The sequence below is a fragment of the Streptomyces sp. NPDC005435 genome, assembly GCF_040703155.1.
Classification (GTDB): Bacteria; Actinomycetota; Actinomycetes; order Streptomycetales; family Streptomycetaceae; genus Streptomyces.
The window spans coordinates 101,491-119,497 of the sequence record NZ_JBEXEQ010000025.1 but is presented as its reverse complement, the minus strand read 5'-3'; the positions used below and the strand labels follow the sequence as shown (position 1 = coordinate 119,497).

Here is an 18,007-nt window from a genome sequence, read left to right as displayed (position 1 = left end):
CCCGAGGTGTAGATGATCGTGGCGGAGGCCTCGGGGGTGACCGCGCGGCGGAGCCGGTGCACCAGCTCGTCGTCCAGGTGCGCGCCTGCGTCGTATCTTCCCCGGGGTGCCGGCGCCGTGGCGGCGGGGTCACGCCGTACCGAGCGTGCCCTCGTCCAGGTCCAGGCTCTCCTGGCTGACCAGGTGGTCGACCGTGCCGAGGGTGTCGGTGACCCTGAGGTCCTTGAGCGCGCCGTCGTCGGTCGCGTGGGACGGGGTGACGGCGGCCACGACGAATCCGGTGGCGAGGCTGGCGATGGCGAGCATGCTGCGCTTCTTCATGACCTGATCAACTGCCGCGGCGCCCGGAGGTCACGCGGCCCGCGTGCGGGAATACCGGCCGCCGGCGGGCCATTCCCGGAAGCCCGTTGATCAAACCCCGCTTTCGTGCGCATGTGTGGCGGGGACGGGGACATTAGGCGGTCAGGAGGTTGGTGAATATGGTTCCCCTGATTCTGGTTCTGCTTCTGGCTCTTGTTCTTTTCGGCGCGGGTTTCGCGCTGAAGGCCCTGTGGTGGATCGCGGTCATCGTTCTCGTGCTGTGGCTGCTCGGATTCATCGTCCGGCCCGCGGGCAGTGGCGGCCGCAAGGGCCGTTGGTACCGCTGGTAGAACGCCTCGGCGTATTTCCCCCGTCGCGTGAAGTGAAATGGCCCGGCCTATATCGGCCGGGCCGTTTCACGTCTCGTCATGTGTGGGGGGTGCGGTGAGGTGGTCGAGAACATTGGTGAGCCGCAGCATGCGTTCGAGGTGGGGCGGCCGGTTGTCCAGGTGCAGGGTGGCGCCGAGGGCGCTGGTGCGGCGGTGGATCATCAGCAGGGCCGTCAGCCCGGAGGAGTCGATGTGCTCCAGTTCGCCGAATTCGAGGCGCACGTCCCGTGGGAACGGGCGGCAGGCCGTCAGCTCTTGGCCGACCTCGTCGAGAAGGTCGTTACTGGTGTCGTGATCGAGTTCACCGCCGATCATCACGATGAGCGTGGCGGGCTCGCGGCGGAAGGTCAGGGTGAATTCACTGGGCGTCAGATGAGTCATGCGTGTATGCCGGGGCCGGGGACGGGACAAGTGGGGTGTTCGTTCAGGGCGTTCACGCCGTGCTCAAGCAGTTTTACGGCGCGGGGAAAGTCGTGGAGCCGGTCGGCGAGGGCGTCGAGGGCGGCCGGCAGCGCGTGGGCGGGCACGCCCCGGACGGTGAGGATGCCGGCGGTCCAGGTGACGAACGCCGTGAACAGCTCGGGGTCGTCGACGTACAGGGCGGTGGCCAGGAAGTCGACGACATGGGCGATGTCCTCGGCGGTGCGCTCGTGCTGGGCTCCGCTGTAGGCGCGCATGGCGGGGAAGCGGTGTTCCAGGTCGGCGAGGGCCTGCCGGACGAGCTGCGGCCGGGACCGGGCGACCAGGGTGTACTCCTGGTCGGCCAGGTGCGGCAGATCGTCCACGGCGTGCCGGATCGCCGAGGCGTCCGGTCGCGGAATGCCGCCGTCCAGGGCGGCGGCAGCGGCGCGTGCGTCGGCCGCCCACCGGTCGGCCTTCAGGGCGATGGCGTAGCGGCCGTCGGGGCCGAAGGCGCGGCCGCCGGCCAGGACGGGGACGCCGATGGACTGGCAGGCGGTGATGGCGGCGTGCGCCGTCGGCAGATGGGTGGGGATCGACGCGGACAGCAGGACCGCGTCCGGGTCGGTCAGGTGCAGGTGGGTGATCAGGTGCGGGGTGGGGGTCTGGGCGCCGAGATAGTCCACCCGCCAGCCGCGCAGGCTGAGGACCTCGGCGACCAGGCGGGCGGGCAGCGCGTGCCACTCGCCGTCCACACAGCTCACCGTCACCCGGCCGCGGTCGGCCGTCCGCAGGCGGGCGCCGGGGCGGTGGGCGAGGGAGGCGATCACCCGCTCGTTGATGGCGGTGGCGGCGTGCTCCTGAGCCACGCTGATCCGGTCGGCCGCCCATTCGCGCCCGACCTTCTCCTGCACGGGTGCGATGACCTGAAGCAGGAGGGTTTCCTCGTCCACTCCCCCGGCCAGGGCGTCGTGGACGGTCGCGGCGGCCCTGCGCTCGTCGCCGTCGGCGACCGCCTGCCACAACCGCCGCACCGTGCCGAGTGTTTCGGCGGCCTCGGTCACCGGGGGTTCCTCCGGGTGGGTCCCGCGCCGGGCTGCCCGTCGACGGCGCTCGCTCCGCCGTCCGCCTGCCCGTCGCCGCTGCTCAGGTCGCCGGTGCGCGGGGCGGTGACGACGCTCGGCGCGCCCGTGCGCGGGGCGGTGACGGCCATGACGGCCATGTCGTCGTGGCGGCCGCTGCCCAGCCACTGCGCGACCAGCATCTGCACCCGCTCGACCACCGCTTCCGCCGGGAGGCCCGCGCACTCGGCGAGCGCCCGCTTCAGCCGCTCCTCGCCGAAGAGGTCGTCGCCCAGCGGGCCGCCGCGGGCCTCGGTGATCCCGTCGGTGTACAACAGGCAGGTCTCGCCCGGCGCGAGGGCCGTCTCCACGGTGCGCGCGGTCACGGTGGGCAGCGCGCCGACCAGGGTGCCGCGGGTCTCCGCCTCCTCCACGGTGCCGTCGGCGCGGACGATGAGGGGTGGCATGTGCCCTGCGCTGGTCAGCCGCAGCCGCACCCGGCCGTCGTCGTGTCGTACGGACGCCAGTGTGAGCGTGGCGAATCGGGCGTGATGGGAGCTGAGGAGCGCGCTGTTGAGGAGGTTGAGGATGCGCTCGTGGTCGTCGGCGAGGGGCAGCAGCGCGTGCAGGGTGTTGCGGATTTTGCCGGTCAGGACCGCCGCGTCCAGGCCCTTGCCGGCCACGTCGCCGAGGACGACCAGCGTCTCTTCACCGGGTCCGGCGCCGGGGTGGACGTCGTAGAAGTCGCCGCCGACCCGCTCGTGGTCGGCGGAGCTCCGGTAGCCGCCCGCGTACTCCACGCCGTGCACCGTGTGCAGCGCGGGGGGCAGGAGGTCCCGCATGAGCGTGGCGGTGATCGTGGCCTGCTCGGTGTAGAGGCGGGCGGCGGACAGGGCCGCCCCGGCGCGGGCGGCGAACAGGCGGGCGAAGACCTCCTCGCCCTCGGTGAAGACCTGCTCGGTGCCGGCGCGCAGCAGGATGAGCGCGCCCGCCGGGACACCGTGTCCGGGCAGCGGCGCGACGATCACGGAGCCGACCGGTCCGGCGAACCCGTCCGGTACGGCCCAGTCGGGGATCTCGGCGGGGTTGATCCAGCGGGCCGGCACGGGCGGGAAGCCCTGGAGCGCCTCTCGTAGGCCGGGCACCCCGGCGACGTCGGTCTGCCGGGTGGTCTGCACGACGGGGCCGCCCCGGCGGGCGTAGGTGAGGGAGCAGCGCCGGCCCCGGGGCGGCGCGATCAGGACGGCGGCTTCGGCGAGGTGTTCCGCGGCCATGGCGGCGGCCACCTCCATGCACCGCGGCACGTTGAGCGTGGACAGCAGTGTGCTGGACGTCTCCGACAGCACCTCGGAGCGCCGGCGGGCATCGCTGAGCGCCCGCTCGGCCAGGCGGCGGTCGGTGTCGTCGACGAGCCACCACACCACGTCGTCCTCGACGACCGTGGGGTGCGCCTCGAAGAAGCGGTCGCCGATGGCTCCGTACGGGACCTTGGGGTCCGCGCGAGAGTGCGTACATGGCGTCGCCCCGCAGCCGGGAATGTGACGACAGGCCCCAGGAGGGTGTGCGGCGAGGACGCGCCGATGGGCGTCCGCGAGCCAGGCGGGAACCTGCTCGGAGAGCCGGGCGCCGCTCACCGCGTCCGGCAGTAGCTGCCGGGCGGCGTCGTTCAGGCGCCCCAGCCGGTCGTACCGGTCGGTGACCAGCACGGGGTAGGGGGAATCAGTCCAGGCGGGCCTGACGTCCGGGCCGGCCTCGGGCGGGCGGGCGGAGAAGCTCTGGGACGCAGTCACGAATACGGGCACGCACGGTGCGCACCACACCACCTTCCTGTCCATGGGGAACAGTTGTCCTCCGGCAACCGTCCCGCACGGGGCCCGGCCTTCGCAACCAATCCGGGAAAGACACACGCAACCACCACAAAAGGGCCGGTCCGGGGGCGGCGGAGCAGTCCGGAGCGGGGGTGGCCGGGCCGGGGGCGCCGTGGAGAAGGAGATCACACGGCGGGCCCGGGCCGCCGGCCGCGCCATGGGCGCCTCCCCGGCGGGGTCCGGGCGGCCGTCCCGCCCTCGTCCCTCCCTCGTCCCGCCCTCGTCCCGCTCCCGGTGGCGCGAACAGGTGCTTCGGCAGGGCACTATGACTCCCATGACGGACAGCGGTCACCAGCTCGACGACCCCGGGACCTCGGCCTCGCCCGCGGTGTCCTACTCCCGGCCGGAGGAGGGCCTGTGGGTCATCGGCCTGCGCGGGGACGTCGAACTCCACCTCATGGCGGACGTCGAGGCCGCCACCCACATCGCCCTGCGCCACAGCCAGGGACCGGTGCTGTTCGACCTGCGCGAGCTGCGCTTCTGCGACTCCTCGCTGCTCAACCATCTGCTGCGCACCACCCGGCGGCGCCGGGTGGCCCTGTTCGGCGCCGACCGGATCATGGAGCGCCTCCTCGAAGTGACAGGAGCGGGGACCGTGTTGCCGTTGTATGCCGACCTCGACGCGGCGCGCGCCGCCCTGTCCCTGCCGCCCTCGCCGGACCGCCCGTGAGCGCCCTCGGCCCCTCTCCTCACGCGCCCGGTCCCGACGGAGACAGTGCGATGGCGGGCCGGGAGAGCCCGGTGTTCTCGACGGACTCCGGTACCGCCTCTCCCGGCGACGCCCGCCGGCTGGCCGTCGCCCACCTCGAGCGTCACTGTCCGGGCGCCGACATCCCGGCCGTGCAGGTCGTGCTCAGCGAGCTGGTCACCAATGCCGCCCGGCACACCCCCGAGGGCACCTGGACCCTCACGCTGCGCCACGCCGACGGCATGCTCACCCTCCAGGTGGAGGACTTCAGCCCCCATCTCCCGCGCCCCCGGCAGGGCGACACCCTCGACGGCCACGGCGGTCTGGGACTTGGGCTGGTGGAGAGGCTCAGCAACCTGGTCACCACGACCCGCACCGCGACGGGCAAGGCGGTCGTCGCCCACTGGAAAGTGGACCGGCCCACGCGTGAGACCCCGCCGAAACCAACACAACCGAACGGCTGATACCCGCGTGCCGTAACTCTTCCAACAGAGTCCCACACGTCCTACCGTAATCGCGCACCGCTGACACGAACATGCCGTCACCCGCGCACGCGAGCCGGAGGACCGTGGACGATGCGTCACCCCCACACGCACAGATCCCGCACGTACAGATCACGCACATACCGATCCCGCACGCATGGATCCCGTAGATACGGCGTCACAGCGGTCGGCGCGCTCGCCGCCGCGCTGTTGGTGAGCGCGGCCGCGCTCACCGTGCCCGCCGCCGCAACTCCCTTACGGAGTACGGCCGTAGCCGCCGACGACAACCTCGCCCTCACCCCTCCCATGGGCTTCAACAACTGGAACTCCACCCACTGCCGGGCCGAGTTCAACGAGAGCATGGTCGAGGGGATCGCGGACCTCTTCGTCGACAAGGGCCTGAAGGACGCCGGTTACCAGTACGTCAACCTGGACGACTGCTGGGCGCTGCCGGACCGGGACGCGAACGGCCAGTTGGTGCCCGACCCGGCTCGATTCCCCCACGGGATCAAGGCCGTTGCCGACTACGTGCACGCCAAGGGCCTCAAGCTCGGCATCTACACCAGCGCGGGCACCAAGACCTGTGACACCACAGGCTTCCCCGGCGCGCTCGGCCACGAGGCGAGCGACGCACGGCAGTTCGCGGAGTGGGGCGTCGACTACCTCAAGTACGACAACTGCAACAACCAGGGCGTGGACGCGCGCCGGCGCTATCGCACGATGCGCGACGCGCTGCGGGACACCGGGCGCCCCATCGTCTTCAGCATCTGCGAGTGGGGCGAGAACAAGCCCTGGGAGTGGGCCGCCGACGTGGGCCAACTCTGGCGCACCACAGGTGACATCAGCGACAACTGGGGTTCGATGCTGTCGATCCTCAAGCAGAACCTGCCCCTCGCCCCCTACGCCGGTCCGGGCCACTGGAACGACCCGGACATGCTGGAGGTCGGCAACGGCGGGATGACGGACACCGAGTACCGCTCGCACTTCTCCCTCTGGTCGGTCATGGCCGCGCCGCTGCTCATCGGCACCGATCTGCGCAAGGCGTCCGCCGAGACCCTGAACATCCTCGGCAACAAGGAGGTCATCGCGGTCGACCAGGACTCGCTGGGCCGCCAGGGCACGGTCGTCTCGTCCGAGGGCGGCCGCTGGGTCGTCACCAAGGAGATGGCGGACGGCAGCCGGACGGTGGCCCTGTTCAACGAGTCCGCGACCGCTCAGCACATCGCCACCAGCGCCTCGGCCGTGGGCCTGCCCAAGGCGCCCGGCTACACCCAGCGGGACCTCTGGCAGCACCGGAGCCTCAACACCTCCGGCACGATCGCCGCGACCGTCCCGGCCCACGGCACGGTTCTGCTCCGCGTGTCGGCCGACGGCCACTGGGCGGCACATCCCCCGGCCGCCGAACTCGGTCTGGACGAACAGCCGTTGATCGAGGCCGGCACTCCGACGACGCTCACCACCGCCCTCACCGACCTGGGGCGTACGACGGCCCACCGGGCCTCCGTCTCCCTGACCGGCCCCGAGGGGTGGCGTGTGAGTGCCCTCTCCCCCACCCGGACCGCCACGCTCGCACCGGGCCGGTCCCTGCGCACCCGCTGGCGGGCCACGGCCCCGGAGGGCACCCCCACCGGCTCCTACTCCCTTTCCCTGCGGGCGAGTTACCGCTCGGCCGCCGGAACCCGGGTCACCGACGAACTCCCGCTGACCGCCGACGTGGTGGTACGCCCGCCCTCCGGCACGTCGTACCTGAGCGACCTGCCCTGGATGTCGGCCACCGGCGGCTGGGGGCCGGTCGAGCGCGACACCAGCAACGGGGAGAGCGCGGCGGGCGACGGCAACCCGCTCACCATCGGCTCGGTGACGTACGCCAAGGGTCTCGGCACCCACGCCCCCAGCGAGATCGCCTACTACACCGGCGGCCGCTGCGCGAAGGTCACCGCCGAGGTGGGCGTGGACGACGAGAAGGGCGCCAAGGGCACGGTCGCCTTCGAGATCTGGGCGGACGGCACGAAAGCCGCCTCGACCGGCGTCCTCACCAACGCGGACCCCGCCCAGCCCCTGACCGCCGACATCACGGACGCCCGCGTCGTACGCCTCGTCGTCACGGACGGCGGCGACGGGATCGACTCGGACCACGCGGACTGGGCGAACGCGCGCCTGAGCTGCTGAGAGCGGCACCTCGCCGGGCAGGTCCGGCACCCTGACCTGCCCGGCGGGGCACGCTCATCTCACACAGGACTCACGAGCCCGGGACGAGGGCGGCCCCCAGTGCGGCGGCGGCGGCGAGTTCCTGGCGGGTGGCACCGGCCGCCGCCTCGACATTGAGGCCTTCGGCGGCGGCGACGACGATGCGCGCCAGAGCGGCACAGTCGGTGCCGGGCGGCAGGTCGCCGTCGGCGAGGGCCTTCTCGAAGCGTTCCAGCAGGGCCTGGCGGGTTCCGGCGCGGTAGGTGGCGAGGAGTTCGACCACCTCACGGTCCTCCTCGGCGCAAGCCAGTCCGCCCTGGACGGTCATGCATCCGGCCGGCCGGTCGGGCAGGGTGGCGGCCTCGGCCGTCCCGGCCAGGAAGCGCAGCACGGCGGCGCGGGCGGTGGGTTCGGCCATCGCCTCGCTCAGATACCGGGCCCGCTCCTTCGAGTAACGCTGGAGGGCTTCCTCGAAGAGCGCGCGCTTGTTGCCGAACGCCGCGTACAGGCTCGGCGGATTGATGCCCATCGCCGAGGTGAGGTCGGCGACGGACGTGCTCGCGTACCCGCGTCGCCAGAACATCTCCATGGCGGTGTCCAATGCGGCGTCCCTGTCGAACGCGCGCCTGCGGCCTCGTGGCATGTCCATCCTCCTGCTTCCCGGTGACCCCATTCTCCGGCTTGCTTTTTCTTAGCGACCGCTACATTGTAGACGGCGAGCACCTTAGCGATCGCTACACAAATATGATCAGCGCAGGAACGAGGAAACCGATCATGGGCAAGCTGGACGGAAAGACCGCGGTCGTCACCGGCGGCACCAGCGGCATCGGACTGGCCACGGCGAGACGGCTGGCAGCCGAGGGCGCACATGTCTTCATCACCGGCCGCCGCCCCGAGGCCCTGGCCAAGGCCGAGGCGGAGATCGGGCCCAACGTGACCGGTGTGCCGGGCGACATCTCCGACCTGGACGACCTCGACCGGCTGTGGGACCGCGTCCGCACCGAGCGCGGCTCGGTCGACGTGATCGTGGCGAACGCCGCGTTCGTCGAGCTGGCCACCCTGGCCGAAGCCACGCCCGACCATTTCGACAAGACCTTCTCCACCAACGCGCGGGGCACGTTCTTCACGGTGCAGAAGGCACTGCCGCTGCTCAACGACGGCGGCTCCGTGGTGCTGGTGTCCTCCACCGGGCACCTGCTCGGCGTCCCCCCGTACACCGCCTACTCGGCGACCAAGGCCGCCGTCCGGTCCTTCGCCCGCAGCTGGGCGGCGGAGCTCAGGGAACGCGGCATCCGGGTCAACTCGGTCAGCCCCGGCCCGATCGACACGCCCATCTTCGAAGCCCAGGCCGGAACGGACGCGGACGCCCTGCGTGAGCAGATGCGCGCCGCTATCCCGATGGACCGGCTGGGAAGTCCGGAGGAGGTGGCCGCCGCGGTGCTCTTCCTGGCCGGGGACGACTCCAGTTTCACCACCGGCGCCGATCTCCAGGTCGACGGCGGCCAGACCCAGATCTGAACCCCGCTCCGGCCCGACCGCGCCCGCCCTTCCGCCACGGACGGACGGAGCGGAGCCGACGAGCCGATCGAAAGGTGAACGACGTGTCGAGCGAGTCCGACATCGCACTCTCCGTCGTACGGCGCAACACCGAGGAAGTCCAAGGACACGGCGACTGGGACCTCTTCGACGAACTCTTCGCCGACGACTTCGTCGACCACACGCCCCAGCCGGGCACCACACCCGACAAGGACGGCGTCCGCGCCCTCTACCAGGCCCTGCGCCACGGCTTCCCGGACTTCCGGCCCGAGATCCGGTGGCAGATCGCCGACGGCCCCATGGTGACCACCTACAAGATCTACCGCGGCACCCACCGGGGCCCCGTCCTCGGAGTGGCGCCCACCGGCCGCAGCGTCGAATTCGAGACCGTCGACGTCATGAAGGTCGAAAACGGCCGGATCACCGATCACTGGGGTGTCGGCAACCTCCTCAAGATGCTCATCCAGCTCGGCGCCGTCACCCTCTGAGCCCCCGGGCTCGACACTCCCGACAGAAGGAATCCTCACTCATGTCCGACAACTCCACCCTCAACGGCCGGACCGCCCTGGTGACCGGTGCCACCAGCGGCATCGGGGCGGCCATCGCCCGCAACCTCGCCGCTCAGGGCGCCCATGTCATCGTCGTGGGGCGCCATGCCGGACGCGGCACCGCCGTCGTGGGCGAGATCGCCGACGCCGGCGGCAGCGCCCGGTTCGTGTCCGCCGACATCGGCGACCCGGCCGACATCGAGGCGCTGCGCAAGGAAGCGGGCGACGTCGACATCCTGGTCAACAACGCCGGCCTCGCGATCTGGGGACCGACACAGACCCTCACCGTCGAGGACCTCGACGCCACCTACGCCACCAACGTCCGCGGCCCCTTCCTCCTGGTCGCCGCGTTCGTCCCCGCCATGCTCACCAAGCGGAGCGGGGTGATCATCAACATCGGCAGCCTCGCCGCGACGATCGGCATCGCCGGCTCCTCCGCCTACGGCGCCAGCAAGGCCGCGCTCACCTCGCTCACCCGCGAGTGGGCCGCCGAGTTCAGCGGCCAGGGCATCCGCGTCAACACCGTCTCGCCCGGCCCCGTCGACACCCCCATGGGCAGCCCCGACGTCCTCGACCAGCTCGCGGCCACCACCGCCGTGGGACGCGTCGCCCAGCCCGAGGAGATCGCCGAACTCGTCGGCTTCCTCGCCTCGGACCGAGCCGCCTACATCACCGGGACCACCGTCCACATCGACGGCGGGCGCACCGCCATCTGAACCACCGTCCCCTGCCCGGTCGCTGTGCGGGCGACCGGGCGGCCGGGGGCCGCCCCGAGGCCGTGCCCCTGAAACCCTCCGGGGGCACGGCCCTTTGTCCTCGGCCGCACAACCCAACTGATCCCGGTGCCGTACGGCAGGCTTGCCGCGCGCGTTCCTCGGTACGAAGCCGGCCGAGGGCAGCCCGGCCATGGCCCGACCGCACACCGGGTCCGGAGACCGCACCGCCCGGCCCCCGGCTCCCGGCCTCCGGACCGAGCCCCCGACTCCCGTCCCCCGGGCCCAGCTCCCGACCCCGACTCCCGTCCCCCGGGCCCAGCTCCCGACCCCGACTCCCGTCCCCCGGACCCGGCTTCCGACCCCCGTTCCCCGGACCGGGCTCCCGGCTCCCGGCTCCCGGCTCCCGGCTCCCATCCCCCAGACCCGGGCCCCAGACTCCCGTACCCCGTACCCCGTACCCCGTACCCCGTACCTAGGGCCCTGTCCCCCGCGCAACGAAGGCCCCGCACAACAAAGACCCCACCGCCCCTCACACCCCCGCAGCCGCCGCCCCCGGCCCCCGGCTCAGCGCCGCCGCAGCCGCACCCACCAGCCCCGCGTCCGTCCCCATCTGCGCGGGCGCGACCGTCAGTCGCTGGACGAACGACAGCGTCGCGTAGCTCGCGAGCGCCTTGCGCAGCGGGGCGAAGAGGACGTCGCCCGCCTTGCCCACACCCCCGCCGATCACCGCGATGTCGATCTCGACCAGCGTGGCGGTGGCCGCGATGCCGGCGGCCAGGGCCTGGGCGGCGCGTTCGAAGGCGGCGACGGCGACCGGGTCGCCCGCGCGGGCCGCGGCGGCGACGGCGACGGCGGAGGTGTCGCCGTCCGGGCCCGGGAGCCAGCCCTGTTCCAGGGCGCGGCGGGCGATGTTGGGCCCGCTGGACAGGCCCTCGACGCAGCCGCGCGAGCCGCACGGGCACAGTTCGCCGTCCAGGTCCACGCTGATGTGGCCGATGTGACCGGCGTTGCCGGTGGGGCCGGGGTGCAGCCGGCCGCCCAGGACCAGCCCCCCGCCGACACCCGTCGAGACCACCATGCACAGCGCGTTGTCGTGGCCGCGCGCCGCGCCCTGCCAGTGCTCGGCGGCGGTGATGGCGACGCCGTCCCCGATCAGCTCCACCGGCAGACCGCCCCCGGTCGCCGCGCGCACCCGCTCCACCAGCGGATAGCCGCGCCAGCCCGGCACGTTGACGGGGCTGACGGTGCCCGCGGAGGCGTCCACGGGTCCGGCGCTGCCGATGCCGATGGCCTCGGCGCGGGACCACAGCGGTGAGGCGGACAGCTCGGCCAGTACCTCCTCGACCGCGCGCATAACCGTTTCGCCATCCTCGCGGGCGGGCGTGGCGCGCTGCGCGCGCGTGTGGATCCGGCCGTCGCCGTCCACCAGCGCGCCCGCGATCTTGGTGCCGCCGATGTCCAGAGCGGCCACGAGGTCGGTGTGCATCAGTGTCAGGTCTCCCCGTCGAGCCGTGAGTTGGAGCGAAGCCGGAAAACGCCCCCGACCGGTCATGACGGACCTGGACCGGGGACGGCGGTGGACAGTCTCTCGCGCACCTGACAACGTTGTCCAGGCTCTATGCTCGACGCCACATGCTCGTACCGGCCCCGACCTGGGGCACCGGCCAGTGAAGACCACGGACGACAGGACAGCACATCGTGCCCGAGACCACCCGCGGAGCAGAACGCGCCAACGGCACCGGCCGTTACGGCAACCGGCCCACCATGAAGGACGTGGCCGCGCGGGCCGGGGTGGGGCTCAAGACGGTCTCCCGCGTGGTCAACGGCGAGCCCGGCGTCACCCCGGACACCGAACGGCGCGTACAGGAGGCCATCGAGGCCCTCGGCTTCCGGCGCAACGACAGCGCGCGCGTGCTGCGCAAGGGCCGTACGGCGAGCATCGGCCTGGTCCTGGAGGACCTCGCGGACCCGTTCTACGGCCCGCTCAGCCGCGCGGTCGAGGAGGTGGCCCGCGCCCACGGCGCCCTGCTGATCAACGGCTCCAGCGCCGAGGACCCGGACCGGGAACGGGAGTTGGCGCTCGCGCTGTGCGCACGGCGGGTGGACGGCCTGGTGGTGATCCCGGCCGGGGACGACCACCGCTATCTGGAGCCGGAGATCAGGGCGGGCGTCGCGACGGTGTTCGTGGACCGCCCGGCCGGGCGCATCGACGCGGACGTGGTGCTCTCCGACAACTTCGGCGGCGCCCGGGACGGCGTGGCCCACCTGATCGCCCACGGGCACCGCCGCATCGGCTTCATCGGCGACATGCCGAACATCCACACGGCGGCGGAGCGGCTGCGCGGCTATCGGGCCGCCATGGAGGACGCGGGGATACCCGTCGAGGACGACTGGATGTCGCTGGGGGCGACCGACCCCGAGCGGGTCCGCCGGGCGGCCGAGGAGATGCTGACCGGCCCCTCGCCGGTGACCGCCATATTCACCGGCAACAACCGGGTGACGGTCACCGTGATCCGGGTGCTGGCCGGGCACACGCGCCCGGTCGCCCTGGTCGGGTTCGACGACTTCGAGCTGGCCGACCTGCTCCGGCCCGGGGTGACGGTGGTCGCGCAGGACTCGGCGGCGCTGGGCCGTACCGCCGCCGAGCGGCTGTTCCGGCGGCTGGACGGCGCGCTCGCGGCGGCCGAGCGGATCGAACTGCCGACCCGGCTCATCGAGCGGGGCTCGGGCGAGCTGCCCCCGGCGGACTGAGCCGGCCGCCCTCAAGGGCGCCCCTCAGGCCGGGCGCCCGCCAGGAGCCGCGTAGGACTCCAGGTCCGCCCGGCTCAGCCCGGTCAGGGCGGTGATCTCGGCGGTGTCCAGGGCGCCGCAGTCCAGGCCGCGCAGGAGGTAGCCGCCGAGCGCCCGGGCGGTGGCGGGCTCGTCCAGGACGTCGCCGCCCGCGCGGGCGGCGTAGCGGGCGAGCCGGTCGGCGGCGCGCTCGAACCCTTCGCGGTAGAAGGCGAAGACGGCCGCGTAGCGGGTCGGCAGGTGGGCCGGGTGCATGTCCCAGCCCTGGTAGTAGGCGCGGGCGAGGGAGCGGCGGACGAGGCCGTGGTGCAGCCGCCAGGCCGCGTGGACCTGCTCGGCGGGGCCGACCGGCAGCACGTTGGTGGAGCCGTCGGACAGGCGTACGCCGGTGCCCGCGGCGGCGACCTGCATGACCGCCTTGGCGTGGTCGGCGACGGGGTGGTCGGGGGCCTGGTGGGCGGCGGAGACGCCGAGGGCGGCACTGTAGTCGAAGGTGCCGTAGTGCAGTCCGGTGACGCGGTCCTCGCCGGCCTGGATCATGCGGGCGACGGTCGCGGTGCCGTCGGCGGCGAGGACGGCCTGGCTGGTCTCGATCTGGATCTCGAAGCCGAGGCGGCCGCGCTCCAGGCCGTGGGTCTCCTCGAAGGCGTCCAGCAGCCGTGCGAACGCGGTCACCTGCTCGGCGTACGTCACCTTCGGCAGCGTCAGCACCAGCCCCTCGGGCAGCCCGCCCGCCGCGAGCAGTCCGGTGAGGAAGACGTCCAGGGTGCGGATGCCCCGCTCGCGCACCGCGGCCTCCAGGCACTTGACGCGGATGCCGGTGTACGGGGGTGCCGTGCCCTTCTCGTACGCCTCGGCGACGAGCCGGGCGGCGCGGGCGGCCGCCCGGTCCTCCTCCTCGGAGGGGCGGATGCCGTAGCCGTCCTCGAAGTCGACCCGGAGGTCTTCCACCGGTTCGCGCTCCAGCTTGGCGCGGACGCGGGAGTACACGGCGTCGGCGAGTTCGGCGGGCAGGCCGAGGACGGTCGCGAAGGACTCGGCGTCCGGGGCGTGTTCGTCGAGGGCCGCGAGGGCGCGGTCGCCCCAAGTGCGCGGGGTGTCGGCGGCGAAGGCGTCGGCGGGGACGTAGACGGTGTGGACGGGCTGCCGGGTGCCCAGGTCGCCGGGGTAGCGGCGGGCCAGGTCGGCGTCGACGGGGGCGAGAAGGGCGCCGACGCGTTCCGCGACCGCGTCCGTGAGGCTGGTCCTGATCTTCTCCTGCCCGTCCATCCACACCCTCCCTCGCGCGGCGCGGAACCGGAGGGGTCCGCGCGCCGAAGCTATCCGGGGTGATTCTCGCTGGTCAACACCCTCCGGGCCGGGTCGGCGTCCCCCGGGCGGGGCGGAAGACGCGGAACCCCCGCGACCGGGGCCGGTCGCGGGGGCTGCGTAGCCAAGGGTGCGCGGGGGCGCACTCCGGCGGGGATCAGCCCTTGCGGGTCTTGATCTCCTCGGTGAGCTGCGGGACGACCTCGAAGAGGTCGCCGACGACGCCGTAGTCGACCAGGTCGAAGATCGGGGCCTCGGGGTCCTTGTTGACGGCCACGATCGTCTTGGAGGTCTGCATGCCGGCGCGGTGCTGGATGGCGCCGGAGATGCCGTTGGCGATGTAGAGCTGCGGCGAGACGGACTTGCCGGTCTGGCCGACCTGGTTGGTGTGCGGGTACCAGCCGGCGTCCACGGCGGCGCGGGAGGCGCCCACGGCCGCGCCGAGGGAGTCGGCCAGCGCCTCGATGATCGCGAAGTTCTCCGCGCCGTTGACGCCACGGCCGCCGGAGACGACGATCGCGGCCTCGGTCAGGTCCGGGCGGCCGGTCGACTCGCGCGGGGTGCGGGCGGTGACCTTGGTGCCGGTGGCCTGGTCGGAGAAGGTGACCGACAGGGCCTCGACGGCGCCGGCGGCCGGGGCGGCCTCGACGGCGGCCGAGTTCGGCTTGACCGTGATGACCGGGGTGCCCTTGACGACACGGGACTTGGTGGTGAAGGACGCGGCGAACACCGACTGGGTGGCCACCGGACCCTCGTCGCCCGCCTCGATGTCGACGGCGTCCGTGATGACGCCGGAACCGGTGCGCAGCGCCAGGCGGGCGGCGATCTCCTTGCCCTCGGCGGAGGACGGCACCAGCACGGCGGCCGGGGAAACAGCCTCGACGGCGGCCTGGAGGGCGTCGACCTTCGGGACGACCAGGTAGTCGGCGTACTCGGACGCGTCGTGCGTGAGCACGCGGGTCGCGCCGTGCTCGGCCAGCGTGGCGGCGGTGTCGGCGGCGCCGTTGCCCAGCGCGACGGCGACGGGCTCGCCGATGCGGCGGGCCAGCGTCAGCAGCTCGAGGGTGGGCTTGCGGACGGCACCGTCCACGTGGTCGACGTAGACAAGGACTTCAGCCATTACTACTCCTGGGCGAAAACCCCGAACTTCAGCCGGGGCAAGATTTGTTGACTGCTACGCTCGCGTCCGTGCCTTCAGGCGCCGGACAGGGCTTGTCCGTCACGAGGCTGTCTCGACAGTCGAGTGAGAAGCCCCTTCAGGGGTGGAGTCACGGGATTGCTCTCCTGCGATGACAGAGCACTCCGAGGGGCGCGGGTCGAGTTGCAACCGGCCCGCGCCGCCCGCCCCTTAGATGAACTTCTGGCCCGCGAGGAACTCGGCGAGCTGCTTGCCGCCCTCGCCCTCGTCCTTGACGATCGTGCCCGCGGTGCGCGCCGGGCGCTCGGCCACGGCCTCGACCTTGGTGTACGCGCCGTCCAGACCGACCTCCTCCGCCTCGATGTCGAGGTCGGACAGGTCCCAGGACTGCACCGGCTTCTTCTTGGCCGCCATGATGCCCTTGAAGGACGGGTAACGCGCCTCGCCCGACTGGTCGGTGACGGACACGACGGCCGGCAGGGAGGCCTCCAGCTGCTCCGAGGCGGTGTCGCCGTCGCGGCGGCCCTTGACGGTGCCGTCCTCGACGGAGACCTCGGACAGCAGGGTCACCTGCGGCACACCGAGGCGCTCGGCGACCAGGGCGGGTACGACGCCCATGGTGCCGTCGGTGGAGGCCATGCCGGAGATCACCAGGTCGTAACCGGCCTTCTCGATGGCCTTGGCCAGCACCAGGGAGGTGCCGAGGGCGTCGGTGCCGTGCAGGTCGTCGTCCTCGATGTGGATCGCCTTGTCGGCGCCCATGGAGAGGGCCTTGCGCAGCGCGTCCTTGGCGTCCTCGGGGCCGACGGTCAGCACGGTGACCTCGGCGTCGTCCGCGTCCTCCGCGATCTGGAGGGCCTGCTCGACCGCGTACTCGTCCAGCTCGGAGAGCAGACCGTCCACATCGTCGCGGTCGACGGTCAGGTCATCGGCGAAGTGCCGGTCGCCAGTGGCGTCGGGCACGTACTTCACAGTGACAACGATCCTCAAGCTCACGCCGGCTCTCCTACTGCATCGTCATTTCCGGGCTGCCTCTTGAAGGCAGCATAGGCGCCTCAAGCGGCCTGTCCCGGTCGGGGCGTCGGTGCGCTCCCGGCCGAAATATTACTCGCCAGTACATCCAGTTCATGCCCGCTGAGCAAGCGCTTTGAACTGTGACCTTCGCAACGCAGCGTAACCGGAACTCGACGGCGACGCCGAAGCGGGCCACCCCCGCCGGAGCGGGGCGCCCCCGGGTCAGTCCCGCAGCGCGTTGAACCGGCCCTGGTGGTAGAGCAGCGGGCGGCCGGTGCCCGAGGGGTCGCCGAGGACGACCTCGGCGAGCACGATCCGGTGGTCCCCGGCCGGGACGCGGCCGACGATCCGGCAGACCAGCCAGGCGAGCACGTCGTCCAGGACGGGCACGCCCTCGGGGCCCTCGCGCCAGGCGGTGGCCGGGCCGAAGCGGTCGGCCCCGCTACGGGCGAAGGTGGCGGCGAGGTCGTCCTGGTGCTCGGCGAGGAGGTGGACGCCGACGTGCTCGGCGCGCGAGAGGGCGGGCCAGCTGGAGGCGCCGGTGCCTATGCCGAAGGAGACGAGCGGGGGTTCGGCGGAGACGGAGGTGAGGGAGGTGGCGGTGAAGCCGACCGGGCCGTGGTCGGCGCGGGCGGTGATGACCGCGACACCGGCGGCGTGGCGGCGGAAGGTGGCGCGCAGCAGTTCGGGCGAGGCGGTCTGGTGGGTGCCGAGATCGGGCGTGGCCGTCATGGAGTTGTCCTTCTGCTGAGGAGGGCGAGCGGAGCGGAGGCCGTGGCTGCTCAACAGCCCGGACAGCGCGCGCTCGCGGTGCGGGCCAGGTCGACGTGGGCCCGCCCGACGAGAAGGAGTTCGGTCGGCATACGGCCAGGCTGACGACGGATGGCGCGCACAGTCAAGTACGGTCCATGATCTGGAAGAGGCCAGGCAGGACGGTTGCCGGCGCTCACAGAACCTCCCCGAGGGCCGCGATCACATCCGCTCTGCGTGGCTGTCCGGCCGCCCGGCGCACCACGCGTCCCGTCGCGTCGAGGACCAGGACGGTGGGGGTGCGGACGATGCCGAGGGCGCGTACGAGGCTCAGATGGGCCTCGGCGTCGATGTCGACACACATCACGCCGGGCACCATGGCGGCGACCTCGTTCAGGGTGCGGCGGGTGGCCCGGCAGGGGGCGCAGAAGGCGCTGGAGAACTGAACGAGGGTGGCCCGCTCGCCCAGTTCGCCGCTCAGGTCGGCCGGCCCCAGCCGCTGTTCCTCGCCCTGCGCGCGCACGCGTGCCCTCCGCTCCGCCGCTCGCGCGGCACATGTCCGGCCCTTCGGCCGGTCCGGTCGTCCTCAGCACAAGCACCGGCGGGCCGCGAGGGATTCCCGCACCCCGCGCGCGGGGTGCGCGGGGTGCGGGTGAGGCGCGTGCGCCGCCCTTGGACGGGCTGTTACAGGGACGTGACGAGGATCTCGCCGCCACGGGGCACCAGGACTGGCTACCCGTCCGTTCTTGGGGCACGATCTGGAGACGCCGTAAACCTACGGCTGCGTAACTTCCCGCCGGGAGCCCCTTTCCCGAGCAGAGCAGAAAGGGCCG

The 18,007-nt window shown here is 72.6% G+C and carries 19 protein-coding genes; 8 read left to right on the top strand and 11 right to left on the bottom strand.

Going from position 1 to position 18,007, the window contains the following annotated elements:
• Window positions 1-129: 129 nt before the first annotated feature.
• Complete coding sequence (locus AB0898_RS27600; protein WP_366805698.1) at window positions 130-321, bottom strand: hypothetical protein; 192 nt, start codon at window positions 319-321, stop codon at window positions 130-132.
• A gap of 158 nt (window positions 322-479) precedes the next feature.
• On the opposite strand from AB0898_RS27600, the gene AB0898_RS27595 reads away from it, so the two are divergent.
• Window positions 480-650, top strand: coding sequence for a DUF5670 family protein (locus AB0898_RS27595; protein ID WP_366805697.1), 171 nt, complete (start codon window positions 480-482; stop codon window positions 648-650).
• A 66-nt stretch (window positions 651-716) separates the two neighbouring features.
• Here AB0898_RS27595 and AB0898_RS27590 read toward each other — a convergent pair whose 3' ends face one another.
• Genes AB0898_RS27590 through AB0898_RS27580 form a run of 3 tightly spaced genes read right to left on the bottom strand, consistent with a single transcriptional unit; the run spans window position 717 to window position 3,984 of the window.
• Window positions 717-1,070, bottom strand: a complete 354-nt coding sequence (locus tag AB0898_RS27590; protein WP_366805696.1) for an STAS domain-containing protein — start codon at window positions 1,068-1,070, stop codon at window positions 717-719.
• On the bottom strand, window positions 1,067-2,152 hold the full coding sequence (locus AB0898_RS27585) for a cobalamin-dependent protein (protein ID WP_366805695.1): 1,086 nt from the start codon (window positions 2,150-2,152) through the stop codon (window positions 1,067-1,069). Before AB0898_RS27585 ends, AB0898_RS27590 begins: the two co-directional genes overlap by 4 nt.
• Window positions 2,149-3,984, bottom strand: coding sequence for a PP2C family protein-serine/threonine phosphatase (locus AB0898_RS27580; RefSeq protein WP_407078418.1), 1,836 nt, complete (start codon window positions 3,982-3,984; stop codon window positions 2,149-2,151). Before AB0898_RS27580 ends, AB0898_RS27585 begins: the two co-directional genes overlap by 4 nt.
• Before the next feature lie 307 nt (window positions 3,985-4,291).
• On the opposite strand from AB0898_RS27580, the gene AB0898_RS27575 reads away from it, so the two are divergent.
• The 3 genes from AB0898_RS27575 to AB0898_RS27565 all read left to right on the top strand — a co-directional run bounded on the left by AB0898_RS27575 (window position 4,292) and on the right by AB0898_RS27565 (window position 7,356).
• Window positions 4,292-4,687: an STAS domain-containing protein gene (locus AB0898_RS27575; RefSeq protein WP_366805694.1), complete on the top strand. Its 396-nt coding sequence runs from the start codon at window positions 4,292-4,294 to the stop codon at window positions 4,685-4,687.
• Between the two features lie 71 nt (window positions 4,688-4,758).
• On the top strand, window positions 4,759-5,169 hold the full coding sequence (locus tag AB0898_RS27570; RefSeq protein WP_366805693.1) for an ATP-binding protein: 411 nt from the start codon (window positions 4,759-4,761) through the stop codon (window positions 5,167-5,169).
• 111 nt (window positions 5,170-5,280) lie between these two features.
• A complete protein-coding gene (locus AB0898_RS27565) occupies window positions 5,281-7,356 on the top strand; it encodes an NPCBM/NEW2 domain-containing protein (protein ID WP_407078417.1) in 2,076 nt (691 codons plus the stop codon).
• A gap of 70 nt (window positions 7,357-7,426) precedes the next feature.
• On the opposite strand, the gene AB0898_RS27560 is transcribed toward AB0898_RS27565, so the two are convergent.
• Window positions 7,427-8,023 (bottom strand): TetR/AcrR family transcriptional regulator, encoded by a 597-nt coding sequence (locus tag AB0898_RS27560; RefSeq protein ID WP_366805692.1) that lies wholly within the window; start codon window positions 8,021-8,023, stop codon window positions 7,427-7,429.
• A gap of 125 nt (window positions 8,024-8,148) precedes the next feature.
• On the opposite strand from AB0898_RS27560, the gene AB0898_RS27555 reads away from it, so the two are divergent.
• The 3 genes from AB0898_RS27555 (at window position 8,149) to AB0898_RS27545 (ending at window position 10,174) form a co-directional block, all read left to right on the top strand.
• Entirely contained in the window at window positions 8,149-8,892 is a 744-nt protein-coding gene (locus tag AB0898_RS27555; RefSeq protein WP_366805691.1) for a glucose 1-dehydrogenase, read from the top strand.
• Between the two features lie 83 nt (window positions 8,893-8,975).
• Window positions 8,976-9,398 (top strand): ester cyclase, encoded by a 423-nt coding sequence (locus AB0898_RS27550; RefSeq protein ID WP_366805690.1) that lies wholly within the window; start codon window positions 8,976-8,978, stop codon window positions 9,396-9,398.
• Between the two features lie 41 nt (window positions 9,399-9,439).
• Window positions 9,440-10,174, top strand: a complete 735-nt coding sequence (locus AB0898_RS27545; protein WP_366805689.1) for a glucose 1-dehydrogenase — start codon at window positions 9,440-9,442, stop codon at window positions 10,172-10,174.
• A 529-nt stretch (window positions 10,175-10,703) separates the two neighbouring features.
• Here the strand turns inward: AB0898_RS27545 and AB0898_RS27540 are convergent.
• Window positions 10,704-11,660 (bottom strand): ROK family protein, encoded by a 957-nt coding sequence (locus tag AB0898_RS27540; RefSeq protein ID WP_366805688.1) that lies wholly within the window; start codon window positions 11,658-11,660, stop codon window positions 10,704-10,706.
• A 212-nt stretch (window positions 11,661-11,872) separates the two neighbouring features.
• On the opposite strand from AB0898_RS27540, the gene AB0898_RS27535 reads away from it, so the two are divergent.
• The gene (locus AB0898_RS27535) at window positions 11,873-12,925 is read left to right on the top strand and encodes a LacI family DNA-binding transcriptional regulator (protein WP_366805687.1); all 1,053 of its coding nucleotides are present in this window, start codon (window positions 11,873-11,875) and stop codon (window positions 12,923-12,925) included.
• Between the two features lie 24 nt (window positions 12,926-12,949).
• On the opposite strand, the gene AB0898_RS27530 is transcribed toward AB0898_RS27535, so the two are convergent.
• The 5 genes from AB0898_RS27530 to AB0898_RS27510 all read right to left on the bottom strand — a co-directional run bounded on the left by AB0898_RS27530 (window position 12,950) and on the right by AB0898_RS27510 (window position 17,697).
• A complete protein-coding gene (locus tag AB0898_RS27530) occupies window positions 12,950-14,233 on the bottom strand; it encodes a DUF6986 family protein (protein ID WP_366805686.1) in 1,284 nt (427 codons plus the stop codon).
• 196 nt (window positions 14,234-14,429) lie between these two features.
• On the bottom strand, window positions 14,430-15,392 hold the full coding sequence (locus AB0898_RS27525; RefSeq protein ID WP_366805685.1) for an electron transfer flavoprotein subunit alpha/FixB family protein: 963 nt from the start codon (window positions 15,390-15,392) through the stop codon (window positions 14,430-14,432).
• Between the two features lie 228 nt (window positions 15,393-15,620).
• Window positions 15,621-16,406: an electron transfer flavoprotein subunit beta/FixA family protein gene (locus AB0898_RS27520; RefSeq protein WP_366805684.1), complete on the bottom strand. Its 786-nt coding sequence runs from the start codon at window positions 16,404-16,406 to the stop codon at window positions 15,621-15,623.
• A 240-nt stretch (window positions 16,407-16,646) separates the two neighbouring features.
• Entirely contained in the window at window positions 16,647-17,156 is a 510-nt protein-coding gene (locus AB0898_RS27515) for a flavin reductase family protein (RefSeq protein WP_366805683.1), read from the bottom strand.
• 214 nt (window positions 17,157-17,370) lie between these two features.
• The gene (locus tag AB0898_RS27510; protein ID WP_366805682.1) at window positions 17,371-17,697 is read right to left on the bottom strand and encodes a thioredoxin family protein; all 327 of its coding nucleotides are present in this window, start codon (window positions 17,695-17,697) and stop codon (window positions 17,371-17,373) included.
• Between the last annotated feature and the right edge of the window lie 310 nt (window positions 17,698-18,007).